At 70.5% G+C, this 25025-nt stretch carries 24 protein-coding genes and 2 tRNA genes; 7 read left to right on the forward strand and 19 right to left on the reverse strand.

Features of this window, described 5'->3' with window-relative positions:
• Nucleotides 1-7 precede the first annotated feature (7 nt).
• From OV427_RS05295 to OV427_RS05315, 5 genes are read right to left on the reverse strand one after another with little or no spacing between them, the layout of a single operon-like run.
• The gene (locus OV427_RS05295) at nt 8-592 is read right to left on the reverse strand and encodes a chemotaxis protein CheW (protein WP_267855019.1); all 585 of its coding nucleotides are present in this window, start codon (nt 590-592) and stop codon (nt 8-10) included.
• A 4-nt stretch (nt 593-596) separates the two neighbouring features.
• Entirely contained in the window at nt 597-974 is a 378-nt protein-coding gene (locus OV427_RS05300) for a response regulator (RefSeq protein ID WP_163996947.1), read from the reverse strand.
• 29 nt (nt 975-1003) lie between these two features.
• Entirely contained in the window at nt 1004-2617 is a 1614-nt protein-coding gene (locus OV427_RS05305) for a methyl-accepting chemotaxis protein (RefSeq protein WP_267855020.1), read from the reverse strand.
• Between the two features lie 34 nt (nt 2618-2651).
• The gene (locus OV427_RS05310) at nt 2652-3995 is read right to left on the reverse strand and encodes a CheR family methyltransferase (protein WP_267855021.1); all 1344 of its coding nucleotides are present in this window, start codon (nt 3993-3995) and stop codon (nt 2652-2654) included.
• Nucleotides 3992-4552, reverse strand: a complete 561-nt coding sequence (locus tag OV427_RS05315; RefSeq protein WP_267855022.1) for a chemotaxis protein CheW — start codon at nt 4550-4552, stop codon at nt 3992-3994. The genes OV427_RS05310 and OV427_RS05315 overlap by 4 nt, the downstream gene beginning before the upstream one ends.
• A gap of 248 nt (nt 4553-4800) precedes the next feature.
• Here OV427_RS05315 and OV427_RS05320 point away from each other — a divergent pair, with 248 nt between their 5' ends.
• Nucleotides 4801-6849 carry a TonB family protein gene (locus OV427_RS05320; RefSeq protein WP_267855023.1) on the forward strand — a complete coding sequence of 683 codons (2049 nt, stop codon included), beginning with the start codon at nt 4801-4803 and terminating at the stop codon, nt 6847-6849.
• Nucleotides 6850-6903: 54 nt separating this feature from the next.
• On the opposite strand, the gene OV427_RS05325 is transcribed toward OV427_RS05320, so the two are convergent.
• From OV427_RS05325 to OV427_RS05340, 4 genes are read right to left on the reverse strand one after another with little or no spacing between them, the layout of a single operon-like run.
• Complete coding sequence (locus tag OV427_RS05325; protein ID WP_267855024.1) at nt 6904-7620, reverse strand: HAD family hydrolase; 717 nt, start codon at nt 7618-7620, stop codon at nt 6904-6906.
• 11 nt (nt 7621-7631) lie between these two features.
• Entirely contained in the window at nt 7632-8585 is a 954-nt protein-coding gene (locus OV427_RS05330; protein WP_267855025.1) for a myxosortase-dependent metalloprotease, MXAN_2677/MXAN_2678 family, read from the reverse strand.
• A complete protein-coding gene (locus tag OV427_RS05335) occupies nt 8582-9469 on the reverse strand; it encodes a myxosortase-dependent metalloprotease, MXAN_2677/MXAN_2678 family (protein WP_267855026.1) in 888 nt (295 codons plus the stop codon). Before OV427_RS05335 ends, OV427_RS05330 begins: the two co-directional genes overlap by 4 nt.
• Nucleotides 9466-10038: a hypothetical protein gene (locus tag OV427_RS05340; RefSeq protein WP_267855027.1), complete on the reverse strand. Its 573-nt coding sequence runs from the start codon at nt 10036-10038 to the stop codon at nt 9466-9468. The genes OV427_RS05335 and OV427_RS05340 overlap by 4 nt, the downstream gene beginning before the upstream one ends.
• Nucleotides 10039-10149: 111 nt before the next feature.
• Here OV427_RS05340 and gltX point away from each other — a divergent pair, with 111 nt between their 5' ends.
• From gltX to OV427_RS05360, 4 genes are all read left to right on the forward strand, one after another.
• Nucleotides 10150-11589, forward strand: a complete 1440-nt coding sequence (gltX, locus tag OV427_RS05345; protein ID WP_267855028.1) for a glutamate--tRNA ligase — start codon at nt 10150-10152, stop codon at nt 11587-11589.
• 56 nt (nt 11590-11645) lie between these two features.
• The gene (locus OV427_RS05350; RefSeq protein ID WP_267855029.1) at nt 11646-12056 is read left to right on the forward strand and encodes a hypothetical protein; all 411 of its coding nucleotides are present in this window, start codon (nt 11646-11648) and stop codon (nt 12054-12056) included.
• A gap of 85 nt (nt 12057-12141) precedes the next feature.
• Nucleotides 12142-12212: transfer RNA gene (locus tag OV427_RS05355), tRNA-Gln, on the forward strand.
• Nucleotides 12213-12322: 110 nt separating this feature from the next.
• Nucleotides 12323-12394: transfer RNA gene (locus OV427_RS05360), tRNA-Glu, on the forward strand.
• A 124-nt stretch (nt 12395-12518) separates the two neighbouring features.
• Here the strand turns inward: OV427_RS05360 and OV427_RS05365 are convergent.
• A complete protein-coding gene (locus OV427_RS05365) occupies nt 12519-13490 on the reverse strand; it encodes a response regulator (protein WP_267855030.1) in 972 nt (323 codons plus the stop codon).
• Nucleotides 13491-13559: 69 nt separating this feature from the next.
• Here OV427_RS05365 and OV427_RS05370 point away from each other — a divergent pair, with 69 nt between their 5' ends.
• Nucleotides 13560-14147 (forward strand): hypothetical protein, encoded by a 588-nt coding sequence (locus OV427_RS05370; RefSeq protein WP_267863366.1) that lies wholly within the window; start codon nt 13560-13562, stop codon nt 14145-14147.
• On the opposite strand, the gene OV427_RS05375 is transcribed toward OV427_RS05370, so the two are convergent.
• Together OV427_RS05375 and OV427_RS05380 are read right to left on the reverse strand one after the other, a co-directional pair.
• Nucleotides 14119-15276 (reverse strand): sensor histidine kinase, encoded by a 1158-nt coding sequence (locus tag OV427_RS05375; protein ID WP_267855031.1) that lies wholly within the window; start codon nt 15274-15276, stop codon nt 14119-14121. The genes OV427_RS05370 and OV427_RS05375 overlap by 29 nt on opposite strands.
• A 262-nt stretch (nt 15277-15538) precedes the next feature.
• The gene (locus tag OV427_RS05380) at nt 15539-15835 is read right to left on the reverse strand and encodes a DUF2795 domain-containing protein (RefSeq protein ID WP_267855032.1); all 297 of its coding nucleotides are present in this window, start codon (nt 15833-15835) and stop codon (nt 15539-15541) included.
• 186 nt (nt 15836-16021) lie between these two features.
• Between OV427_RS05380 and OV427_RS05385 the strand changes: the two genes are divergently transcribed.
• The gene (locus OV427_RS05385; RefSeq protein WP_267855033.1) at nt 16022-16267 is read left to right on the forward strand and encodes a hypothetical protein; all 246 of its coding nucleotides are present in this window, start codon (nt 16022-16024) and stop codon (nt 16265-16267) included.
• A gap of 66 nt (nt 16268-16333) precedes the next feature.
• On the opposite strand, the gene OV427_RS05390 is transcribed toward OV427_RS05385, so the two are convergent.
• From OV427_RS05390 to OV427_RS05420, 7 genes are all read right to left on the reverse strand, one after another.
• Nucleotides 16334-17956, reverse strand: a complete 1623-nt coding sequence (locus OV427_RS05390; RefSeq protein WP_267855034.1) for a pyruvate dehydrogenase complex dihydrolipoamide acetyltransferase — start codon at nt 17954-17956, stop codon at nt 16334-16336.
• Between the two features lie 6 nt (nt 17957-17962).
• Entirely contained in the window at nt 17963-18955 is a 993-nt protein-coding gene (locus OV427_RS05395; protein WP_267863367.1) for a pyruvate dehydrogenase complex E1 component subunit beta, read from the reverse strand.
• A gap of 47 nt (nt 18956-19002) precedes the next feature.
• The gene (gene pdhA / locus OV427_RS05400) at nt 19003-20127 is read right to left on the reverse strand and encodes a pyruvate dehydrogenase (acetyl-transferring) E1 component subunit alpha (RefSeq protein WP_267863368.1); all 1125 of its coding nucleotides are present in this window, start codon (nt 20125-20127) and stop codon (nt 19003-19005) included.
• A 134-nt stretch (nt 20128-20261) separates the two neighbouring features.
• Nucleotides 20262-21023: a hypothetical protein gene (locus tag OV427_RS05405; protein ID WP_267855035.1), complete on the reverse strand. Its 762-nt coding sequence runs from the start codon at nt 21021-21023 to the stop codon at nt 20262-20264.
• A gap of 40 nt (nt 21024-21063) precedes the next feature.
• Nucleotides 21064-22632: a hypothetical protein gene (locus tag OV427_RS05410; RefSeq protein ID WP_267855036.1), complete on the reverse strand. Its 1569-nt coding sequence runs from the start codon at nt 22630-22632 to the stop codon at nt 21064-21066.
• Between the two features lie 74 nt (nt 22633-22706).
• Nucleotides 22707-24179 carry an MFS transporter gene (locus tag OV427_RS05415; RefSeq protein ID WP_267855037.1) on the reverse strand — a complete coding sequence of 491 codons (1473 nt, stop codon included), beginning with the start codon at nt 24177-24179 and terminating at the stop codon, nt 22707-22709.
• Between the two features lie 99 nt (nt 24180-24278).
• On the reverse strand, nt 24279-24998 hold the full coding sequence (locus tag OV427_RS05420) for an NUDIX hydrolase (protein ID WP_267855038.1): 720 nt from the start codon (nt 24996-24998) through the stop codon (nt 24279-24281).
• Between the last annotated feature and the right edge of the window lie 27 nt (nt 24999-25025).

Below are 25025 nucleotides of genomic sequence, written 5' to 3' on the forward strand. Positions count from 1 at the left end.
CGCGCCTCTATTCCCCCTCTGGCAGCGCGCCCGAGGGCCCCCCGAGCTGCTCCAGGTCCAGCACCGTCAACCTGTCTTGCGTGAGGAACAGGAAGGGCCCCGGCGGCGGCTGCGACAGCTCCGTCCTCGGCAGCTCCTTGCGCCCCTCCACGCCTTCCGCGGCCAGCCCGAAGCACTCTTCGCCCAGTTCCACCACCACCACCTTGCCCAGGTCCGACATGCCGCCGCCCTCCAACCCCAGCAACTGGCGCAGGTCCAGCACCGGCACCACGCGCGAGCGGCTCACCAGCGCGCCCAGCACGTGCCCCGGCGCCCCCGGCAGGGCCGCGATTCCGCGCGCCTCCAGCACGTGGTCCACGTGCTCGATGCGTACCGCGTAGCGCTCGCCGCCCACCTGGAAGGCCAGCACCGAGAGCACCTCCTGGCGCTCCTCGTGGCGCGACTCGGCCAGCGCCCGGGCGCGCGCGCCGAGCACCTCGCGCCGCCGCTCCGGACTCACCTTCTGCGTGCCCTCGAGCAGGGCGTTCGCCTCGTCGAGCTGCCGCCGCAGCGCGGAATAGTCGATCTCCACCTTCGCGTCGTCGCCGGGCATGGGCCTAGTACCGGGTGGCGGGCAGCTTCAGGATGTCGCGCACCTTCGAGCGCAGGTCATCCACGGAGACCGGCTTGTTGAGGAACGCGCTCGCACCCACCAGCTTGCCCTTCTGCCGGCTCGCGTCGTCCTTCAGCGAGGTGAGCATCATGAAGGGCGTGCCGTGGAGGTTCGGGTCCGCCCGCACCGCCGCACAGAGGGCGAAGCCGTCCATCTCCGGCATCTGCACGTCGGAGATGATGAGGTCCGGCTTCAAGTCACGCGCCCGCGTGAGCCCCAGCGCGCCGTTGGGAGCGTCGAAGAACTCCAGGCCCCACCCCATCAGGTACACCTGGAGCAGGTTGGTGATGGTCTTCGTGTCCTCGACGATGAGCACCTTCATGGCTCGCCGTCCTGCCGCCACCGTATTGGTCATAACTGGTACCTACCCACCAGGTCCGAGAACCGCCTGGAAAGATTCGTCAGGTTGCCGGCCACCTGCTCGATGCGCCGGGTCTGCTCCACCGCGTCTCCCATGGCCGAGGTCAGCTCGCCCATGGCCGCGGAGATCTGCTCCACGCCGATGGTCTGCTGGCGCGTGTTGCCGGCAATCTGCCGCGCCGCGCCCGAGGACTCCCGGATGACCTCCGACAGGCCGAGGATGGTGTTGCCCGCGCCTCGCGCCAGTTCCATGGCCGCCTGCGCACGCCGGCTGCCCTCCTCGGTGGCGCTGACGGCCGCGCGAGTGCCCTTCTGCACCTCGTTGAGCAGGCCGCGCACCTGGTCCGCGGCGATGCGCGACTGCTCCGCCAGCGTGCGCATCTCCGTGGCCACCACCGCGAAGCCGCGGCCGTGCTCGCCCGCCTTGGCCGCCTCGATGGAGGCGTTGAGCGCCAGCAGGTTCGACTGCTCGGCCACGTCCTTCACCGTGCTGATGATGTCGCCAATCTGCAGCGTGCGCTCGCTCAGGTCCGTGATTGCCAGGGCAATGGCCTTCACCTGGTCGCCCAGCTTCTCCATGCCGGACACGCTCTCCGCGACGACCTTCTGGCCCTCCGCGCTGAGCGACTCCGACTTCTGCGTCTGGGAGATGACCGAGTCCGCATACGCGGTGGCCTGCTTGGACGTCTGGGCAATCTCCGCCACCGTGGTGCTGGTCTCGTTGATGGCGGAGGCCTGCTGGTGCGCCATGGCCGACTGCTGGGTGGAGGTGGCCAGCACGCCCGTGGCCTCGCGCTCCATCTCCGACGCGGCGCCGCGCAAATCCTGGAGCAGGTGCGCGAGCGCGTCCGCCATGACCGCGAAGCTGCGCGCCACGTCGCCAATCTCGTCCCGGCCCCGGGTGTCGACCTCCTGGCGCAGGTTGCCCGCGGCGATGCCGGCGGCCGCGTGCGCCAGCCGGTCCAGCGGCACGATGAGCAGCCCCGACATCAGCCAGGCCCCCAGGAGGCAGCCCGCGAGGATGAGCACACCGAGCAGCAGCGTGAAGCGCGTGGTGTCGCGCAACGCGTCGGCCAGCGCCTCCTCGTGGAGCGCCACCTGCACCGTGCCCACCCGCTGGGGCGCGGCGCCCGCCGTGGCGGATGGCGCGAGGATGGGTGTCGTGGACTCCACCACGTTCTGTCCGTTGACGCTCAGTCGGCGGTCCACCGGCTCGTCGCCCTCGGGCGCCGCCGTGTCCTCGCCCGCGAAGCGCTCGGCGGCGACCTCGGCCACCAGCTCTCCCCGCGCGTCGCGCACCAGCACGTAGGCCACGTCCGGCACGTGGCGCAGCACACCGTGCGCCGAGGCCTGGAGCTTCCCCGGGTCGGAGCTCGTCACCAGCATGGGCGTGAGCGTCTTCGCCAGCTCCGCGCTCACCATGTGGGAGCGGCGGGACAGGTCATCGCGCTGCGCGGCGCCCATCTGCAGCCAGAACGCCAGGATGAGGATGCCGGCCACCAGCAGCCCCGTCACCCCGGTGACGGCAAGGATTTTGACCCTCAGGCTGAGCCGTCCCACCGCGCCCTGTCCCGGCAGTGTCAGCTTCGTCCCTTTGACGTCCACGTTGCCTCCCACCTACACGCGGGCGCGAGCCACTTCAGCGCGCGCCCTGCCATCCGGTCTGCGTCCTCGGCACCAGGGCCTGCCGCAGGCCTCCGGCGGTCATCGTCTCCACCCCGCGCAGCGGCTGCTCGTCGTCCAGCCCGTCCAGCGCGCGCAGGGCGTTCTGCCTCGCCCGCTCGGCGTCCTCGCGCCGATCCATCCGCCCGTACAGTGCCACCAGCGTCGCGTGCCCGAGCGCCAGTTGCGGCTCCAGGTACAGCGCCTTGCGCACCGCCTCCACCGCCCCGTTCAGGTCTCCCCGCCCCTCCGCCACCATCGCCAGCAGCAGGTACGCCTCGGGCACCAGCCCCTTCGCCGCCTCGCGCGCCAGCGCCTCGGCCTCCTCGAAGCGGCCGGCGCGAGCGGCGTCCAGCGCGCGCGCCAGCGGATCCGGCGAGGCAGGCTCTTCCACGCGCGCGACGGGCGGCGCGGGCGCGGGCTCCGGCACGGGCAGCACGGAGATGATCCGCCGCGGCGGCGCGGACACGGGACGCGGGCGCTCCAGCCGGGCGACGGCCGCGGCGGCGGGGCGCGTCACCCCCGGCATCGGCACGCGCAGCGCCACGCTGCCCTCGGCGTCCACCGTCTCCAGGCCCAGGCCGTTGGTGAGGGGCACCTCGGCGGGCGACACGAAGAGCATCCCGCCCGGGGCGAGCGCCTCGATGAAGCGCACCAGCACGTCGCGCACCAGCTCCGGCGGGAAGTAGATGAGGACGTTGCGGCAGAAGATGGCGGCGAGCCCCTGCACGGGCGGCACGTCCACCGCGAGGTTGTGGCGCCGGAAGTCCACGGTGCGCCGCACCAGCGGCACCACGGAGAGCTGGTCGCCCCGAGCCACGAGGAAGCGCTTCTCCAATTCCGGCTCGATGCGGCGCAAGGACCACGTCCCGTAGGCGCCCTCGCGCGCTCGCTGCAGCGCCCGGCCGGACACGTCGGTGGCCAGCACGCGGAAGCGCCCCTCCGGCATGCCCGACGCCAGGAGCGCCATGGCGATGCTGTAGGGTTCCTCGCCGCTCGCGCAGCCCGCGCTCCACACGTGGAAGAAGGGGCCGGCATGAGCCTGCGCCAGCCGCGCCAGGGCGCGCAGTTGCTCCGGGTGACGGAAGAAGTACGTCTCGCCGATGACGGCGTGCTCGATGAAGCTCTCCACCGCCGCGGACTCGCGCAGCAGGAGGTTTCGCAGGAAGGCGTCCGGCTCCAACCCGCTCGCCTCGGAGGCCCGCGTCAGCGCCGTCTCCAGCGAGCGGCGCAGGCTGCGCGCCAGCGTCAGGCCACAGGCCGCCCGGAGCACCTCCTCGACGCGGACGAGCGTCGCATCGTCGAGCACCGCCTCGCTCACGAGCCCTCCGACCCCACCAGCACCGCCGAGGTGCGCAGCAACGGGCGCACCCCTTCCGGAGTGCGGCACAGCCCCGCCATCAGCCCCGTCGCATCCCAGGGCAGGGCTTCCGTCCCGTCGAGCGTCCCGTCCACCAGCACGGGCGACTCCACCAGGTCGCGCACCCGGTCCACCAGCACCGCCACCGTGCGCGCGCCCTTGCAGATGACCAGGTGCGCGTCCAGATCCGGCACGCGGCGCACGCCCATCAGCGCCGCCAGGTCCACCACCACCGCCGGGCTGCCCCGGTAGACGAACGTCCCCGCGATGTGCGGCGGCGCGCCCGGCAGCGGCTCCATCTCCACGAGCCGCACCACCTCCTGCACCGAGTCCGCGGCCAGCAGCGCGCTGGTGCTCGCCGCGTCGATGGTGAGGTACATGCCCGGCAGGCGCAGCTCGCCCGCGAGCGACACGAGTTCACGGCGCAGCCGGGCCTGCTCGGCCTCCAGCTCGCTCAGCCGCTCCTGGACCGAGAGCCGGCGCACCTGGGCGTTGGAATGGTTGGGGGTGTCGGACATCTGCGCTTCCGGCATGCTTCAGCCCTGAAGCGCCGGACGCATCACGCTAGTCCGGAGGGCAAAGAAGCGTCAAAGGGGGCCGCGCCCTCCATCCGCCCACACCCCCCTCCAGGGTTGGGCCGCCGCGGCAAGCAACCAGACGTGCTGAAGCAGACATCCCAGGGGTGCGTCTCGTCGGGAATTTGTGGTTTGATGCGGACTCGCCACACTCCTGGAGAATCCATGTTGCTTGCTGTCAGGGGCTACGAATGATCAAGGGCGACGCGTCGAACCCCGAGGCACCAGCTGGCACGGGCGCTGATCCGCTCATCGGACGGACCCTCAACGGACGCTTCAGCATCCTGGAGCCACTTGGCGTCGGAGGCATGGGCAAGGTGTACCGCGCCCTGCAGTCCCAGCTGGAGCGCGTGGTGGCGCTCAAGGTGCTCAACCCCAGCTTCCAGAGCAGCAAGGACCCGGGGTTCCAGAAGCGCTTCCTGCGCGAGGCCTCGCTCACCTCCAAGCTGCGCCACCCCAACACCGTCACCGTCATCGACTACGGGCAGACGGACGACGGCATCTACTACATCGCCATGGAGTACCTGGACGGCCGCACGCTGGCCCAGGTGCTCGGCCAGGCGGGGCCGCTGACATGGCAGCGCGCCATCTCCGTGGCGCAGCAGATCTGCCGCTCGCTGCGCGAGGCGCACAGCCTGGGCATCGTCCACCGTGACCTGAAGCCCGCCAACATCATGCTCCTGAACGAGTCGGATCAGGACCTGGTGAAGGTGCTGGACTTCGGCCTCGTGAAGTCGGTGGCCGCGCCGCAGGAGGGGCAGATCTCCCCGGAGATCACCCAGAACGGCACCTTCCTCGGCTCGCCGCAGTACATGGCGCCCGAGCAGGCGCGCAACGTCACCGACGCGCGCAGCGACGTGTACTCGCTGGGCATCGTCCTCTTCCAGATGCTGATGGGCCGCCCGCCGTTCATCGCGAGAGACCACATCGAGCTCATCTTCGCCCATTACAAGGAGGCCCCGCCCACCTTCCAGCAGGTGCGGCCGGACCTCAACGTGCCGCCGGAAATCGAGGCGGTGGTGCGCCGCTGCCTGGAGAAGGACCCGGCGAGGCGCTACCAGACGATGGACGAGGTGCTGGAGGGGCTGCGCGACGCCAGCATGGCCGCGGGCGGCAACAGCGGCATCTTCAAGCGCCCGGGTGGCGCGACGACGACGGGCCCCTACCCGTCTCCCGCGCTGTTCGCCAGCGCGGGCAACACGCAGGAGTCCTCCGGCGACACGCTGGCGGTGGACATCAGCGTGGAGGTGCCCCGCGAGGTGAAGCGTGCCCGGCAGCGCACGCTGCTGACCGGAGGCCTGGTCGGCATCGTGGTGGCGGGCCTCATCGCCGGTGGCGCGGTGCTCTTCATGATGAAGGGCAAGGCCGACGAGCCGAAGCCGGAGCCGGTGGCCCAGGCGCCCGCCGCCCCGGCCGCGCCCGTCGCCGCCGCCGCGCAGGAGCCGGCCGCGACGCCCGGCAACGGCAAGGTGCGCTTCAAGCTGATGAGCCAGCCGAGCGGCGCGCGCGTCTTCTACCGGGGCAAGGAGCGGGGCACCACGCCCTTCACCCTGGAGATTCCCCCGGGCCAGGACGGCTCCGTCACGGTGGAGCTCACCTTCGCGCTGGAGGGCTACCAGATGGAGACCGTCGTCGCGGGCGGCTCCGGCGAGGTGGTCCTCTCGCAGAAGCTGCAGAAGCGCCGTGGTGGTGGCCGCGGAGGCAACGTCGAGGTGGCCTCGGCCGCCTCCTCCGCCACGGACGAGGTGGAGGCCGCCGAGCCGGTGGCCACGCCCGGCGGCATGTCCGCCCCGGTGATGCTGGCCCCCTCGGCTCCGCCCCCTCCCGAGCCCCCGCCCGCCGCCGCGGTGGGCGCCACCGCGGCGGCCACGCCGGCCAAGGCGGTGTCCGGCGGGCTGGCGGTGCCGGTGCTGCCCACGGCGGCCCTGGCCTCCGCGCGCGGCGACGTGCTGCCCTACAACGACGACATGGCCCGCCCGGAGATGATCGACCAGACGAAGGACATCATCTACACGCGCGAGGCGATGGCCGCGAAGTCCCAGGGCGCGATGATCGTCCGCTGCACCATCACCCAGAAGGGCCGCGTGCAGAACTGCCGCATCCTCAAGGCAGTGAAGTACATGGAAACGGCGGTGGTGGAGGCCATCCAGTCGCGCACCTACAAGCCCATTCTCTACCAGGGCCACCCGGTGAACGTGGACTACACCTTCAGCATGCAGTTGGTGGCGCCCAGGCGCTGAAAGCGGTTCCCGCCGCCGGGCCTTCGACGCCCGGCGGCTTCTCCCCCGCTGACGTCAGGGCCCCGTGGAGGGGACCACCGGCGGCGCGGGCGGTGCGGCGGGGGTGCCGCCCGGGGGTACGCCCCAGCTCACCACTGGCCAGCCACGCCTTCGGGCCTCGCGCTTGAGCCGGTGGTCCGGGTGCACGGCCACCGGCCGCCCCACCACCTCCATCACCGGCAGGTCCGAGTACGAGTCCGTGTAGAAGGTGCACGTGGACAGCGCCACGCCGGCCTCGCGCGCGTAGGCCTCGGCGACGGTGCGCTTGCCCTCGCCGAAGCAGATGACGCCCAGCGGGCGGCCGGTGTGCCGCCCCTCGCCGTCCACCTCGAAGCGGTTGCACAGCACCGCGTCCAGCCCCAGCTCCCGCGCCACCAGTTCCGACAGGTAGCCCGAGGACGACGTGAGCAGCACCCGCCGGTCTCCCGCCTGGCGGTGCTCCTCCAGCGCCATCAGGCCGCCGGGCCGGTAGAGGGGGCGCACCTGCTCCTCGTAGAAGACGGCGGTGCGCTCGCGGATGGGCTCCGCCAGCGAGCCCGCGAGCTGGGCGATGGCGCGCGCCACCGCGTCCTGCATGGAAACGAAGCCCAGGTGGTAGCGCGCTATCCACAGACTGGCGCGCAGCGCCTGGAGCCGGGTGATGTGCCCCAACTCCAGCTCGCGGCGCACCCACAGCGACCCGGAGTTGGCCGCGATGAGCGTCTTGTCCAGGTCGAAGAAGGCGACGGCCACGCGGTGGACCTCTAACCCTGCCCGCGCGGGGCCGCGGCACCGTCCCGCGCCACCCTGCGCCGCGCCAGCACCAGGGCGGCGAGCACCGCGCCCAGCGCCAGCGGGCCGGGCGCCGCCGCACAGCCGGTGCCGCGGCCGTCGGCCTGCAGCGTGAGGCCCGCGCCCGGACGGACGAAGCACTGGTTGGGTGGCAGGCCGCGCGGGTAGATGGAGCAGAAGCCGGCGCCGGAGCCGGGGTCGATGACGCGCTTGCCCGTCTCCCCCGGCGGCGCGGTGGCCTCCATGGTGGAGCCCGTGGTGAAGACGTGGTCCAGCCCCACCACGTGGCCAATCTCGTGCGTCATCGTGTTCTGCAGGTCTATCGCCACGCAGTCCGTCGCGGGCTCGAAGTCGCACACCGGGGCGTCCACCGTGGTGAAGAGGAAGCCCACGCGGCCGCCGGGCCGCGAGCCGTTCAGCTCGATGTCCGCGTCCAGCACGCGCCCGTCACGGAAGCTGAAGGTGGAGGTGGTGAGGCCGATGGTGCCCTCGCCGTGCTCCCAGCACTTGTAGACGTTGCCGCACGTCTCCTCGGCCCAGCACGGGTCCTCCGAGGGGACCACGTCCGGGCACGCCGTCTCCCGGAAGGTGACGATGTTGTAGTTGTTATACGGTTGCTCCTGGTCGTAGCCCACCTTCACCGGCAGGCTCCAGTCCTCGCCTCGGCGGAAGCTGTACTCGCTGCACGTCTTCGACAGCGTGCGCCAGGACTCGAAGGAGGCTTCGATGGCGGCCACCTCGGTGTCGCCCGGCGTGCGCGCGCTGCCGGCCGCGTCCAGGTGGTAGACGTAGTCGCGCCCCGGCCACAGCAGGCACAGCGGCCGCCCCGGCACCACGGTGCGCCGGAAGGGCACGTCCTCGTCCTGCGCCAGCGCGGGAGCGGCCCCGAGCAGCGTGGCCGCGAGCACCAGGAGCGCCCTGCTCACCGGGACACCTCTTCGCGGCGGCGGCGCACCAGCCACAGCGCCCACGCGGCCAGCGCGGGCAGTAGAGCGCCCGGGCCGGTGGCGGCACAGCCGGTGCTCGCCTTGGGCCCCAGTTCCCGCTCGACGGCGGGGTGCAGGCACGCCTGGCTCGCCCGGCCCTTGGGGTACGCCGCGCAGACGAAGTCGTGCGAGCCGGTGTCGATGGTGCGCTTGGACACCTCGCCCGGAGGAGCGCTCGGGTTCATGGTGGAGCCCGTCGCGCGCGTGTGGTCCAGCCCGATGAAGTGGCCAATCTCGTGTGTGGCCGTGTTCTGCACGTCCGTGGCCACGCAGTTGGTCGTCACCGGCGGGAAGCAGGGGCTTCCGTCCGCGGTGGTGAACGCGAAGCGCGCCGCGTTGAAGGAGATGTCCGAGTCGTAGATGATGCCCGAACGCTCGTCGTACGTGGTGAGGGTGATGGCGATGGTGTTGTCGTCATCCTCCCAGCAGTCGAACTTGTTGGCGCAGGTGTCGTCGGCCCAGCACGCGTCCGTCGAGGACACCACCGCGTTGCAGTCCCTGTCGCGGAAGAGCACCAGGTTGCGGTTCTCCCCCTCCCGCTTGTAGCCGACCTCGCGGTCCGCGACGCGGGGGCCCTCTTCCAGGACCAGGTTGCCGCACTGGGAGAAGATGTCCTGCCAGCTCTGGAAGGAGCGGCGCATCGCATCGAACTCCGACTCACCTGGCGTGGCCGGATTGCCGTAGGTGCTCTGCTGCCAGGTGACGCGTGTGGCCGTCCAGAAGAGGCACTGGGTGTTCGTGTCGCCCGCGTCCACGCGGCTGCGCACGTACGGGTCCGTCTGGCCCAGCGCCAGGGCCAGCATCAGGGGAGCGAGCGAAATCACGGCGTCTGTCCCTTCGGCGCGGACTCCAGCGCGGCGCGGACGGCGGCCTTGAGCGCCTCCAGCGTCAGCGGCTGGAGCGCGCTCGCGGTGGGCTTGCGGGTGACGGGGTCCAGCAGCAGGGCCTCCGAGGGCTCCGGCACCGCGAGGGCCGTCTTCCCGTCGGCGTCTCGCTTCACCTGGTACTTGCCCTGGGCCATCGAGGACACGCGGAAGGCGCGCGCGCCGCGCTTCTCCAGGAACACCACCACCTCCTCGCCCGCGGCGAAGGAGGCCAGGCCGTGCACCACCTGCCCCACGTCGTCCACGCGGCCACCGGGCTGGGTGACGAGCACCGTGCCGCCCGGCTGCCCCTTGAGGGACTCCGTCACCTGGATTTCCACGTCGGTGACGATGCGCATCTTGTCCCCACTCCAGCGGCTCTCCACCCGCCGGACGACGCCATGGACGACGGCGTCCGCGCCGCGCGCGAGCTCGGACAGCCCCACCTTGAGCTGGGTGGTGGCGGTCGCCGGAACGGCGCCCAGGAAGGCCGCCAGCAGCAACGTGCGAAATACCTGACGAATCGACATACGTGTTCTCCCTGGCGCACGAGCTTACCCCAGCGGCCCCGGGCCGTATGGCTTCTGGAACGGCCGTGCGCGTTGACCCCCCAACCTCCACCTGCTAATCCGCGCGCCCGTATGCCCTCCGCCCCTCGCGTCCGCTTCGCTCCCTCGCCTACCGGCTACCTCCACATCGGCGGTGCCCGCACGGCGCTGATGAACTACCTCCAGGCCCGGCGCCAGGGCGGCACCTTCATCCTGCGCGTCGAGGACACGGACCAGGGCCGCTCCACGCCTGAGTCGGTGCAGGCCATCTTCGACGGCCTCAACTGGCTGGGCCTGGAGTGGGACGAGGGCCCGGGCAAGGAGGGCCCCTACGCGCCCTACTTCCAGATGCAGCGGCTGGACACCTACCGCGAGCACGCGGACAAGCTCATCGCCGACGGCAAGGCGTATCGCTGCTACTGCACCCGCGAGGAGCTGGACGTGCAGCGCCAGGCCGCGGAGAAGACGGGCGGCGCCTTCAAGTACCCGGGCACCTGCCGCGAGCTGAAGGCCCCGCCGGCGGGCAAGCGCGCGGAGGACGCGGTCCTCCGCTTCAAGATGCCGTCGGGCGAGGGCAGCGTCTCCTTCGACGACAAGGCGCTGGGCGTCATCACCAAGCCGTACTCGGACCTGGACGACTGGGTCATGATGCGCGCGGACGGCATCCCCCTCTACAACTACGGCTGCGTCATCGACGACCACCTGATGGACATCACCCTGGTGGCGCGCGGGCAGGAGCACGTCAACTCCACCTTCCCGCAGCTGATGCTCTACAAGGCGCTGGGCTGGCAGCCGCCGGACTTCGCCCACCTGCCGCTCATCCTCGGGCCGGACCGCGAGAAGCTGTCCAAGCGCAAGCATCCGGAAGCGGACGTGATGCTGCACAAGCGCAACGGCATCCTCCCGGAGGCGCTGCTCAACTTCGTCATCCGCCTGGGCTGGAGCCACGGCAACGACGAGGTCATCTCCCGCGAGCAGATGCTCCAGTGGTTCGACTTCTCCGACGTGGGCACCACCTCCGGCGTGTGGAACCCGGAGAAGCTGCTGTGGCTCAACCAGCAGTGGATGAAGCTGCTCCCGGAGTCCGTCATCGCCGAGCGGCTCCTGCCCTTCCTCGAGGCCAAGGGCGTCCATGTGAAGGGCGACGCGCGCCTGGAGCCGCTGGTGCGCGCCCTGCGCGAGCGCTCCAACACGCTCGAGGAGATGGCCACCACGGCGGCCAACGTCTACTTCCGCTCCGGCGTCACCCTGGACGAGAAGGCCGCGGCCAAGCACCTCGCCGGTGACTCGCTCAACCTGCTGCGCAAGGCGCGCGAGGCGCTCGCCGCCCTGCCCGAGTGGAAGGTGGAGGTGCTGGACGGCGTGGTGAAGACGGTGAGCGAGGCCGCGAGCGTGGGCATGGGGAAGATTGCGCAGCCCATCCGCGTGGCCGTCACCGGCAACACCACCAGCCCCGGCATCGGCGAGACGCTGCTCCTGGTGGGCCGCGACGAGGCCCTGCGGCGCATCGACGCGGCACTCGCTCGCGGCTGAACGTCAGGACCTGGAATCGGTGGACGTCTGCGGAAGCGAAACCTATCCTGGGCACCATGACGCGAGCGCTTGACAGCCTGAAACGCCATTTCTATAAGGCGCGCCCGCTCGGGACGGCGCTGTTCGCCCTCTGGGCAACCGTGGCGGGCGCCGACGTGGTCAGCGGCGCGCAGCTCCCGGACGGCTCGCAGAAGGTCGGCGAGAATCGCTACCGGGCGCCCAGGGATTTCGAGGCGACGGTCGACTACTACAAGTCGGTGTATTCGACCTCGAACTACCCTCGCCGGCAGATCGTCAACCAGCCGGGCGTGAAGGCGGTCCACATCGTCAATCCCTCGGGGAAGAACTTCGCGGGCTTGAACATTTACGAGGCGAACGACGAGGTTCGCATCTACATCGTCCCGACGCAGCAGGCGGCCAGGACGGTGAAGAAGCCGGAGAATCCGAAGCCGGCGAAGAAGAAGTAGCAGCAGGCAGGCAGCAGCAACCACCGCCTCTAAGTTGTTGCAGTCGAGAGGCGGTGTTGGTAGAGAAGCGCCGCAGTTGGGTCCTTGGGGAATCGTCTAACGGCAGGACAGCAGACTCTGACTCTGCTTATCTAGGTTCGAATCCTAGTTCCCCAGCTCGCAGCACCCGGCAGTCCGAAGCAACCAGCAGCACGAAGGAATGGTTGACGAGGGCGGACGGAAAATGTAGGAAGCAGCCGCAGTTAGCACCGGTTGAAACAGTGTCTGGCCCTGTCGTCTAGTGGTTAGGACGGAGCCCTCTCACGGCTCAAACTCGGGTTCGAATCCCGGCAGGGTCACTGAGACGCCCACCTTCTGAAAAGAAGGTGGGCGTTTTGCTTTGCGGGCCATGGCGATCCGGCGCCCCCCGCTTGGGAGCGCCAGCGCCGCCACGTCGTGAGCCCCGCTGCCCTGCCCCGGACTTCAGGCGGGCGGCGTGGGAATGCTCTGACGGAAGGCGGCGAGCGCGGAGGCGAGCCGGTCCTGCGCCCGCTCGACACCCCGGCGCAGGAGCAGCATCCGCACCTTCTCCGGTAGCGCGCTGGCGCCATGGGTGCTGCCGAAGCCCACCAGGTCCATGCGGAGCGTAATCGCCTCCAGCAGGTCTCCCAGGTCGGCCTGGGGGCTGGCCAGCAGCAGCACGTCCGGAGGCCGGCGCTGGAGCCGCTCGGCCAGGGTGCGCCACTGCGGGTCGCCCGTCTCCACCACGACGACGTCCACGCTCTGCAGCTCGGGTGCGTAGGGCGCCAGCTCCAGCGTCTCGAAGCCGTGCTCCCTCAGCACGGCCACCGCCTCGGCGCTGCCCACCACCGCCACCCGGCCGTTGAGGCCCACGCGCACGGACTCCTCGTAGTTGCGCAGCTCCTCCTCCAGCGCCTCGTGGGCGGGCTCGGGCGCGTCCTGCCCGGCGGCCAGCAGCACGGCGGCCTCGCGGGCCACCTCCCGCGACTGCTCGCGCACGCGCACGCCGGAGCTGCCGCGCTCCAGGGCCGCGCGCACCTTGGCGCGCAGCACGCGCAAATCATCGAAGGGCTTGAGGATGTAGTCGCTGGCGCCGGCCGCGAAGGCGGCGATGACGGACTCGGAGCTGGCGTAGGCGGTAATCATCAGCGCCTCCAGCGAGGGTTGCAGGCGCCGCGCCTCGGCGATGAGCTCCACCCCGCCCAGGCCGGGCAGGTTCTTGTCCGTCACCAGCACGTCGAAGCGCTGCTCCGCCAGCAGCGGCAGCGCCTCCTCGGCGCTCTGGGCCAGCGTCACCGCCAGGTCCGGCTCGCGCTCCAGCAGGCGCGCGCAGATGTCCAGGACGACGGGCTCGTCGTCCACCACCAACACCGTCGAGGCGAGTGTTCCCCCCTCGCCACCCTCGCCGTCCCCGGTCTCGAACGGGAGATCCATATGCGCGGAGATTCTCACAGCTCTGTTCCAACTTCGAGGCTCGCCTTCGAGGCCCGCTATGCTGCCTGCGTGGCGAGCTTCGAGGACGCGTTGCTGGACAACCGGGTGCCCGCCCTGCTGGGCGACGTGAGGCTGCGCTATGACGGCGGCCGCCTGGTGGGCGAGTCACTGCCTCCCCCGTGGGACAGGCGCATCCTGCCGGGACTGTGCGTGGGGGTGGCACTGGGGTGCACCGTTGGCGCCGCGGTACTCGTGGGGTTGGAGGGCGGCACGCTGCCGGCCGCGTCGCTGGCGCTGGCCGTCGCCGCCGCGGTGCTGGTGGGCCTGGCGCTGCGGCTGGAGTCGCGGCTGGGCCGGCGGCGCTTCGTGCTGCACTTCCGCTCGGAGTCCTTGCGCGTGGAGCATCTGGCGTGGACGCCCGGGGCCACGCGCGCGGAGCTGGTGCCCTTCGACGCGGTGAAGGCCGTGCACATGGTGGAGCGGCCCGGCCCGCGCTACGCGCTGGTGGTGGAGTACGTGCTGGAGGACGACGAGCAGCCGCGCCGCGCGGTGCTGGTGGAGGGCGTGCGTCCCGCCGAGGGCGAGACGCTGCACCGCGTGTGGCGCATGCTGAGCAACGCCTTCGGGCTCAGGGGTGCTGGGCTCGCCGGAGGGTGATTTCGATTTCCGTCCCCTCGCCCGGCGTGGAGGCCAGGCGCAGGTTGCCTCCGAACTGCGTCACCAGCTCCTTGCAGATGGACAGCCCCAGCCCGGTGCCGATGCCCACCGGCTTGGTGGTGAAGAGCGGCTGGAAGACGCGCTCCTGCAGCTCCAGGGGAATGCCGCAGCCGTTGTCCGCCACGGTGAGCACCACGTCCTCGGCGCGCGCCGCCCACCGCACCTCGATGCGGCCCTGCCGGCCCGTGCCCGTCATGGCCTGCGACGCGTTGACGATGAGGTTGAGCACCACCTGGCACAGCTTCACCGGCCCGAAGGTGACGCGCACCGGCTCGCCGTTGCTCGTCAGCCGCGCCTTGTCCCGCACCTCCGCGCGCGCCAGCTTCACCGCGAAGGACACGACTTCGGCCACGTCCGCCGTCGCCTCGTGGTCCTCGCCTCGCGCCTGCGCGCGCAGGCCCAGCGCCACCTGCCGCAGGTGCTCGGCGCCGTCCGCCAGGTCCTTGATGAGCGCGGGCAGATCCTCCACCGTCTCCGCCACCTGCGCGTTCGGGTCCGCCGGCAGGTGCCGCGACACGTACTGGATGACGCTCGCGAGATCTCTCTGCAGCGACACCACGTTCTGCGAGAGGTAGCCCACCGGGCCCATCAGCTCGTGGGCGATGCCCGCCGTCACCTGCCCCAGCGTGGCGAGGCGCTCGGACTTCAGCATCCGCCCCTCCACCTCGCGGATGCGCAGCTCCAGCCGGGCAATCTTCAGCGCGTCATCCAGCGCCGACTGCAGCTCCGCGCGGTCCCACGGCTTGACGAAGTAGCGCGTCACCTGGCCGCGGTTCACCGCGTCGATGACGGCCTGCATGTCCGCGTACGCCGTGACGAGCATGCGCTTGGCGTCGGGCGCAATCGTGCGCGCACGCTCCAGCAACTCCACGCCCGTCATGCCCGGCATCCGCTGGTCGGAGAGGATGACGCCAATCTCGCCCCGCCGCTGCTCCAGCAGCGCCAGCGCCTCGTTGGGCGAGGAGCTGCGGAAGATGCGGAAGCGCTGCCCGAAGTTCGCGTCGAAGACCCGCAGGTTCAGGGCGTCGTCATCGACGTACAGCACCGCGGGGAGTTCAGACGGGTTCATGACGCTCCTCCTGGCCGGGTGTCCCGAAGGGGGGCCAGGCTGGTAGGGCCTAGGATAGCGCCTCCTCCCGCTTGGGTTCTCCGGGTGCGGCGCGCACCAGGCAGCATACGAGGAGACCCTGACGCGTCACATCCCCCCAGGCCCTCTTCCCCCTCCAGGGGGTTCCCGAGGAAATCCTGCAGTGACAGTGAAGGCGGCGGCAATCGTGGGGATTGCGAGCCTGTCCGCATCACCTGGCGTGCCGCACGGTGGAGAGCGTGGCTCAGCGCGTGGGCGTGACGGGGGGCTGCGAGTCGGAGGCCTCGTCGCCGGACAACGCGCCCTCCAGCGACACCGCCACCGCGTCCGCGGAGGCGAAGTGGCCGCGAGGAAGACCGCCCAGCAGCGAGAGCACCACGGGTGGGGCCTCGTTCTCCCGGGCCACCAGGGACAGTTCCTCGGCGGTGAGAGGGAATACCGCGCCGAGGAGGGCCTCGTGCAGTGCTCGAGCAAGTGGCAGCGGCTGTCCCACGCGCGCCTCCAACTCCGACACACCCTGGGCAAGCCGTTCGCGTGTCATGTCGTCGTTCATTGAAGCGAAGTTAAGCAGCGAACGCGCCCGGCTGCCGGCCTTTTTTCCATGCCTGCCCAGCAGGCGGGGAAGCAAGCCATTCCGCCTGCTCGCGGGTGGTCAGCCCGCCTGGGGCGTCCCACCGTTACCGCCACGGAGCACCTCTGGGTCATTCCAACGAGGGAGGACAGCGAGATGGCGAAGAAGGACAAGTCGGACGAGAACAAGCGCAATGCGGGCGGCGAGAAGGGCTACGCCGAGCACATCGAACACGTGCAGGCCACGCGGCCGGAGCCCTGGCCCGGAATCGAGGGCCGCTCGCGGGGCGAGGAGCATGACCTGCCCACCGGCACCCCGCGCGAGCAGCAGGCGAGCGTGACGGACGCCCAGCGCAAGCTCGAAGAGGAGATGGAGGGCACGAAGGAGCCGACGCGCGAGTAGCGCGCCGGCCCAGCCCCGCCTCCGTGCGCCCTGGCGAGGGAGCACGGGGCGGGTACAGCCCGCGGGCTAGAAGAGCAGCCGCGTGGGGTGCTCCAGGAGGCCGCGCAGCTCGCGCAGGAACTCCGCGCCGATGGCGCCGTCGATGACGCGGTGGTCACACGACAGCGTGGCCGTCATCATCTTGCGCACCGCGAGCTGCCCGTTGATGACCACCGCCTTGTCGGCCACCGCGCCCACCGCGAGGATGGACGCCTGCGGCGGGTTGATGACGGCGACGAACTGGTCGATGCCGTACATGCCCAGGTTGCTGACGGTGATGGAGCCGCCGGTGTACTCGTCCGGCTTGAGGGCGCGCTTGCGGGCGCGCTCGGCCAGCTCCCGCACCTCGGTGGCAATGGCCTGCAGGCCCTTCTGGTCCGCGTCACGGAGGATGGGGGTAATCAGCCCCTCCTCCAGCGCCACGGCGATGCCCACGTCCACGGTGTTGAACTGGACCACCTGGTCGCCCTGGAGCGACACGTTGATCTTCGGGTAGCGGCGCACCGCCATGGCCACGGCCTTCACGATGAGGTCGTTGACGGAGACCTTGAGCTCCATCGCCTTCGCCTCTTCGCGGACCTTCACCGCGGCGTCCATGTCCACCTCGATGGTGAGGTAGAAGTGCGGGACGCCGGGCTTCACCTCCGACATCCGCTGCGCGATGACCTTGCGCATGGACGTGAGGGGCACCACGGTCGGCTCGGGCCGGACTCCCGCCGCCGGACGCACGCCGGGCGCCGGGGCCTTCTTCGCCGCGGCCGCCGGAGCCGCCACGCCCTTCGCCAGCGCCTCCTCGATGTCGCGCTTCACGATGCGACCCGAGGGACCGGAGCCCTGCACCTGGTGGATGTCCAGGCCGCGCTCGCGGGCAATCTTCTTCGCCAGGGGGCTGGCGCGCAGGCGCCGTCCACCGGCGGCCGGCTCCTCGCGGCGCGTCGCCTGGCCCCCGGCCGGAGCCTGGGGCGCGGCGGAGACCGGAGCCGAGGGAGCGGACGGAGCCGCGGCCGGCTTCGGGGCCGGAGCGGACGGGGCCGCCTTGGCGCCCTTGCCGGTGAGGTACGCGATGGGCGCGCCCACGGCGGCCGACTGGTTCTCACCGACGACGATTTCGGCCAGCGTGCCGTCGTCGTAGGCCTCGATTTCGAGGTTGGACTTGTCCGTCTCCAGCTCGGCGATGGCGTCGCCGGAGGAGACCTTGTCGCCCACCTTCTTCATCCACTTGACGATCTTCCCCTCCTTCATCGTCGGGGAAAGGCTCGGCATCACCACGGCAATGCGGTTCGCACCCCCACCACCGCTGGCGGCGGGCGGGGCGGCGGGAGGCGGGGCGGTGGGAGCCTTCGCGGCGGCCGGGGCCTCGGCGGGCTTCACGGCGGGCGCGGCGGCGGCCTTGCCGGCCTCCACCTTCTCGCCCCTGGCGCCGACGAAGGCGATGGGGGCGCCGACGGCGGCCGACTGGTTCTCGCCGACGACAATCTGCAGGAGGTAGCCGTCGTCGAAGGCTTCAATCTCGAGGTTGGACTTGTCCGTCTCCACCTCGGCGACAGCCTCGCCGGAGGAGACCTTGTCGCCCACCTTCTTGAGCCACTTGACGATCTTTCCCTCCTTCATGGTGGGGGAAAGGCTGGGCATCTGGATGGGAGTGGCCATACGCGTTCAGGCTCCCTCGCGGTACAGCACCTTCTTCACCGCGTCGATGATCTTGGTCGCGTCCGGCTGGGTCGCGTTCTCGAGATTCGCCGCGTAGGACATGTTCACGTCGAGACCCGTCACGCGCGCCACCGGCGCGTCCAGGTCGTCGAACGCCTTCGACTGGATGATGTCCACCACCGAGGCGCCCACGCCCGCCAGCGCCCAACCCTCCTCGACGATGACGACACGGTTCGTCTTCCGCACGCTGGCGAGGATGGCTTCCTCGTCCAGCGGCCGGAGCGTGCGCAGGTCCAGCACCTCCGCGGAGATGCCCTCCTTCGCCAGCTGCTCGGCCGCCTCCATGCAGAAGTAATACATGCGGCTCCAGGTGATGATGGTGACGTCCGAGCCCTCGCGCTTGACGTCCGCCTTGCCCAGCGGCACCACGTGCTCGCCCTCGGGCACCTCACCCTTGAGGGCGTACAGGCGCTCGCCCTCGAACATGATGACCGGGTTCTCGTCCCGGATGGCCGCCTTGAGCATGCCCTTGGCGTCGGCCGGGGTGGCCGGGGCAATCACCTTCAGGCCCGGGAAGTGCGCGTAGTTGGCCTCGAGCGCCTGGCTGTGCTGGCTGGACAGCCGGCCGCCGGCGCCACCGGGGCCGCGGAAGACAATCGGGCAGCGCAGCTGGCCGCCGGACATGTGCCGCAGCTTGGCCGCGTTGTTGACAATCTGGTCCATCGCGAGAATCGCGAAGTTCCAGGTCATCATCTCCACCACGGGGCGCAGGCCCACCATGGCGGCGCCCACGCTCATGCCGGTGAAGCCCAGCTCGGAGATGGGCGCGTCGATGATGCGCGCGCTCCCGAACTTGTCCAGCAGGCCCTGCGACACCTTGAAGGCGCCGTTGTAGCGGCCCACCTCCTCGCCAATCAGGAAGACGTTGGCGTCGCGCTCCATCTCCTCGGCGAGCGCCTGGTTCAGCGCCTCGCGGTACATCAACTCGGGCATCGTCAGCTCCGAAGGGAATCGAAAAAGGGTTGGGTGGAGGGGCTCTTGGCGCGCTAGCGGCTCAGGCCCGCCTTCTTGTCAGCCTGCTCGGCCTGCTCGCGGGGCTCGAGGTCCCACGTCACCTTCAACTCCTGGCCGCTCGGGTACTTCGGCCAGTTGGTCACCTTCACGCCCAGCACGCGCTCGCGGGGGCGCACGTCCTGCTCACCCTCGTCCACGATGGTGTCCCGCCACAGCTCGTCCAGGGCCGGCTCCGGGGACTCGTCCGCGAACTTCACCGCCGCGTCCACCTGCGACTTCACTTCCTCTTCGATGGCCTCGAAGTCGGAGTCCACCGCCAGCTTGTTCTTGATGGCGTAGTCACGCAGCTTGGGGATGGGGTCGTTCTTCCGCTCATCCTCCACCTCCTGCTTGGAGCGGTAGGTGGCGGGGTCCGCCACGGAGTGGCCACGGAAGCGGTAGGTGTTGGCCTCCAGCAGCACGGGGCCCTTGCCCGCGCGGCAGTACGCGGCGGCGTCCTTCACCGCCTCGTACATCTTCAGGCAGTCCATGCCGTCCACCGGCTCGCCGCGCATGCCGTAGGCCGCCGCGCGCTTGTAGATTTCAGGCACCGCGGACGTGCGGGCAATGGCCGTGCCCATGCCGTAGCGGTTGTTCTCGCAGATGTAGATGACCGGCAGCTTCCACTTGGACGCCATGTTGAGCGTCTCGTGGAACGCGCCCTGGTTGGCCGCCGCGTCGCCGAAGTAGCAGACCGTGACGCGGTCCTCGTTGCGGTAGCGGCTGGCGAAGGCCATGCCCGCCGCGAGCGGAATCTGCGCGCCGACGATGCCGTAGCCCCCGTAGAAGTGGTGCTCGATGTCGAAGATGTGCATCGAGCCGCCCTTGCCCTTGCTGTAGCCGGTGCCGCGGCCGAACAGCTCCGCCATCACCATGCCCGCGTCCGAGCCACGCGCCAGCGGCTGGCCGTGGTCGCGGTACGCGCTCAGCATGTAGTCGTCCGGACGGATGGCCTCGTTGGGACCCACCGCGACGGCTTCCTGGCCGATGTAGAGGTGGCAGAAGCCGGCGATCTTCCCCAGCGTGTACTGCTGACCCGTCCGCTCCTCGAAGCGACGGATGAGGTACATCTTCCGGTACATCGTCAACAGCTGTTCCTTCGAGTACGGGCTGGCCACCGCGGGTGCCTCCATGCAGGCCGTCCCTGACTCTTGCGGGACGGCGGACGCCGAGCGCCTCATAGCGCGCGGCAGGGGGACTTCAAAGCGCTACAAACCGTTCTGTGCCACGCCTGTCTTTCAGGCGCGGTGCGTCACGAATCGAGTGCGAAGTGCGGGACGGAGACGACGCCCTCCAGCAACTCCACGGGCCGGCCCGAGTGGTCCGTGGCCAGATGGATGACGGTGGCCTCGGGGAACTTGCGCCGGTAGTCATTGGCGTGGGTGGGCTCGTTGTCGAAGGCGGCCACCACGGTGCCCAGCCGGCCCAGCTTCGCGTGGGCCTCCCGCTTGAAGGCGTCGTCGTCCTCCTGGAGCGTGGGCTTCATGAAGAGCTGGACCTGCTGCTCGTCCGGAATGGCCAGCCCATGCTGGCGCATGCAGGAGACGGAGCCCTGGCGCATGCCCTCGTGCCGGCCGGTGACGTAGACGAGCAGCGCGCCCGTCGCCACCACGGCATGGGTGAAGGCGGCCGCGCCTTCAATGGCCACGTCGTCCGCGCAGTAGTCGCTGGTGAAGAAGCGCTCCACCCAGAAGCGGCGGGCCTCCGGGAAGTGGGCCTCCACCTGGGCGGCCTCCAGGCCGCAGGCCTTCATGGCCTCGCGCATGTCCCAGCCCGTCACCCAGTGGTGGGGCGCGCAGGCGGCCAGGGCGGAGAGCGAGCGCGTGGCACCGAACTCGCGGAGGATGCGGGCCTGCCGGGGCCGGTTGTCGAAGAGGGTGGAGTCCAGGTCGAACGCCAGCACCGCCCGGGGACCGAGCGAGCGGGCGCGCGTCAGGATGCCCCGCAGGGTGTCCCGCCAGTCGTCGCGGATGCGTTTCTTGAAGTCGTCGTAGGCCATGAGCGCGGGGGACATTACCCGCGCCAGCGCGATGGCGCCGCCGAAACCGTGCCGCTCAGGCGGCCGACTGCCAGGGCACGGTGCCGGAGGGCGTCCCGGGAGACGAGGGCTCCGGGAAGCGCTGCATGCGCTGGATTCCGTTGCGGTCCAGCACCAGCCGGACGAACTGCGTCGTCTCCTCGCGCCGGTCCGTCTCCTCCTCCTCCACGGTGAAGCGGAACACCACGTCCACCGGGTAGCGCTTGGCGCCGCGGATGTGACCCACGGACAGGTCCGCCAGGTCCACGTACTCCAGCGCCAGCTCCGGCTCGTCCATGTCGCGCAGGAAGCGCTCCACGTTGAGCCGGAGGATGTCGGTGACACCCGTCAGGCCCCGCTCCGTGCGCGGCATCAGGCGCGCGTCCAGGTCGATGTGCTTGCGGTAGCGGATGACCGTCTCGGACAGCTCGCCCTGGGACGCGGTGAGGAAGTCATCGCGGTGGCGCAGCGCGGACACGGCCGGCGGCACCTTCAGGGACGGACCGTAGTCCACCCGCTCCTCACACGTCCCAATCGAGCGCCCGGTGACGGGGTCCACCAGGTCCGCCGTCCGGTCCGCCAGGTGCGTGGCCGCCACGCGGCTGAGCATCTTGCGCAGGCCTTCCTTGATGCGGTCCTTCACCATGTAGCCGACGACGAGGATGAGGAAGAAGTTGAGGCTCGCCTGCGCGAAGCGCGCCTGCGCCCAGAAGGCCACCGCGGTGGCGAACGTCATCGCCACGCCCGCCGCCAGCGCGAAGAGCATCTCCTCGAAGCCCTGCCGCTTCTGCTTCCGCTTCGAGGACAGGAAGAGCACGTTCATGCAGAACTTCTTCAGGAAGCCCAGCCGCTGGATGTACTCCTCGTTGTCCCCGGTGGGGCTCAGCACGCTGCGCAGCCGGTGCTCCTTGCGGTACGCCTCCTCGCGCAGCACCGCCTCCATCAGCCCCTTGCGCAGCCCCACCCACGGCTCCGTGCGCGGCAGCGCCTTCATGTCCGCCACCGAGCGCCGGAAGCCGCCCTCCACGAGGAGGCTGACGTACTCGTCCACCAGCCGCAGCGCCGCCCGCGGGCGCTCCTGCAGCCGCAACTCCCCCGCCGAGCGCAGCCACGCGCGGAAGCGCTCCAGCACCCGCGTGACGCCGGACTGCATGGCGAGGATGTCCGCCTCCAGCACCGCGCAGGCGTCCTGGGGCAGCCCGCCCGTGCCCTCGCAGCGCGACTCCACGCCGATGGCGAAGCGGCGCAGCGCCCCGCGCAGCACGCACGACAGGAGCTTGGCCTGGTAGACGATGTCGCTCTCGGTGCCCATCCCCGTGCGCAGCCAGGCCTCCAGCCGCACCAGCGGCGAGGCGTCCGACGACAGCAGCTCCTCCACCGCCATCACCGGCGTCTTGAAGCGCACGTAGTTGTGGATGTCCGCGTAGAAGTCGGCGCGCGGGTACGTCTCCGCGTCGATGTTCAGGCTGCCGGGCAGGAAGAGGTACGCCTCCACGAGGTAGCGCGTCTCCTCCGTGCCGGTGGGCTGGTACTCGAGCTTTATCTCGAACTGCTTCCGGTCGTGGACCTCGAAGCGGCTTTGCAAGGGTGCGGGTGCCTGGGACACACCCGCACTCTACGTTACCTGTCTGTCACGCGGGAGTGACCCGGGCGTTACACGTCCGTTGAAGCACGAAGGAGTTACCCTCCGGTGCCTGTCCGGGAGGCCGGGGCGGCGTCGGAAGGCGACGGGACGGGCGCCGCGGTGGGCAGCGAGGCCCCCTTCGGCTGGGGCTTCGCGTTCCACACCCGGGTGGCCAGCACCAGGCCCAGGAACGACAGCGGGAGCATGGCCAGCGGCCAGTTGCCCCAGTTGCCCGGAGTCTTCGCCAGGTCGCCCGCGGGGAGGATGGAGCCCAGGAGAATCGACTGGAGGGCGGTGCCCGCGTACACGGCGCCGTCGATGATGCCCACGGCGAGGCCCGCGTTCTTCTTGCCGCCGAAGTCCATGCTGGCCGTGCCGGACAGCATGCCATGCACGCCGATGACGCACAGGGACATGAAGATGACCGTCCACCCCAGGGCCGCGCTGTCCAGGAGGAACAGGGTGGCCACCGCGCCCAGGGACATGCCCGCGTAGAGCACCGCGGAGACGGGGCCGCGGCGCGAGTCGAAGACGCGGTCGCTGATGACGCCGGCGAACATGCCGCCGGTGATGCCGGCCACGCACAGCAGCATGCCCCAGTTGGCCGCCACGAAGCCCTCACCGATGCCGGTGGACTTCGCGAACTTGGGGTACCACTGCATGATGGCGTTGCGCATGAAGCCGCTGCAGAACTCGATGCAGAGGATGACGATGATGGTGCGGTTGCTCATCATCCGCTTGAAGACGGGCCACACGCCCAGCTGAGGGCCGGTTTCCCCGGAGGACGCGTCCGCGGTGTCGAAGTCCGGGTGGCCCGTCTGGCCGGGCGTGTCGCGGATGACGAAGAAGTCCAGCACCAGGAAGGCCGCGAGGATGGCGGCGGGCACGAAGAACACCCAGTACACCGGCGCCGCCTGCACGACGAGCCGGCTCCAGTCGTAGGCGAAGTAGACGCCCAGCGAGATGAGGATGCCGAAGACGCCGCCCAACTGGCCGCGCTCCCTCACGTGGAACCAGGACGCGTTCACCTTGACGATGGAGACCGCGCCGAAGCTCTGGAAGTACATGTTGACGGCGTAGAGGAACGACAGCGTCGCGACGAGGCCGCCGGGCGGCTGCCAGTCCTGCGTCACCACCGCGTACACCACCGCGCCCATGGCGACGTTGGCCACCGCCGAGCCGGCCGCCGACATCAGGATGGTCTTCCGGCCCCCGAGCCGGTCCGTCAGCGGACCGTTGAGGAGGAAGGCGAAGCCGTAGACCAGCGTGCCCCAGAAGAAGATGGTGCCGAAGTCCGCGTTGGTGGTGCGGCTGCCCAGCGCGCTGGTGGCCACGTTGACGTTGTAGCGCCCCATGTAGAGGAACGCGTACGTCATGCCCAGCGGGAACCAGTTGTAGAAGCGGCGGCGCCGGAACGCGTCCGTGTGCCCCAGCTCCACCTTGGGCAGGCGTGCCAGGACGAGGGCGATGGCTCCCAGCAGGATGAGGATGGGCAGCAGCTGGGCCAGCCAGGGGGGCAGCGACGACATGCAGCGACCTCGGCAGTGGGAAACGGGACGGGGCGCACCCTACCCCGGTCCGCGGCCCGGCGGAACCCGGCGCCGCGTTTCGTCCCCCACCCCCGTGCCTCAGGCCTGGCGGGCAAGCAGCCGCGTCAGCGCCACCTCCGTCTTCGCATCCGGGATGTCGCCGCGACGGCACGCCTCCAGCACCTCCGCGAGGGGCCGCCAGTGCAGCTGCGTGCCCTCCTCCAGCGGCGTGCCGTCCCCCTCCGGGTCCACCGGCTCCAGGCCCGTCACGTCCACGGCCGCGGGGAACACCTTCTCCGAGAGGATGCCCGGCGCGAGGAAGAAGGAGCCGCCCAGCAACTGGATGTCCTCGGGCTTCACCGCGTAGCCCGCCTCCTCGCGCACCTCCTCCGCCGCGCGGCGCTTCAGGCCCTCCTCGCCCTTGTCTTCCGGCTCCAGCAGCCCCGCGACGATTTCCTCCACGCGCAGGTACCCCGCCGCCGGGTCCGGCACCGTCATGGCCCCCCGGTTGTCCTTCCGGAAGAAGGCCGCGGGCCGCAGGTTCATCCGCGTCAGCACCTCGATGGAACCGGGGGCACCCGGGGCATCAGAAGCCCCCGGAGCACCCGACGCGCCGCGTCGGAAGACGAGCACCGCGACGGCGTCCAGGCGGGGCCGGTCCACCACGTCCACCCGGTACACGGAAGACGACGAGCCGTCCGCGCGCCGGTTGCGGCAGCGCAGCCGCCGCACTCGCAAGAAGCCCTCGTCACAGCGCGCCGTGGACGAGAAATCCTCGATGATCTCGATGTCAGTCACACTGGAATGACCGGGCTTCATGTCTGCCTGCTCTCCTGGGGAGTAGGA

Source organism: Pyxidicoccus sp. MSG2, assembly GCF_026626705.1.
In the GTDB taxonomy this organism is placed as follows: Bacteria; Myxococcota; Myxococcia; order Myxococcales; family Myxococcaceae; genus Myxococcus.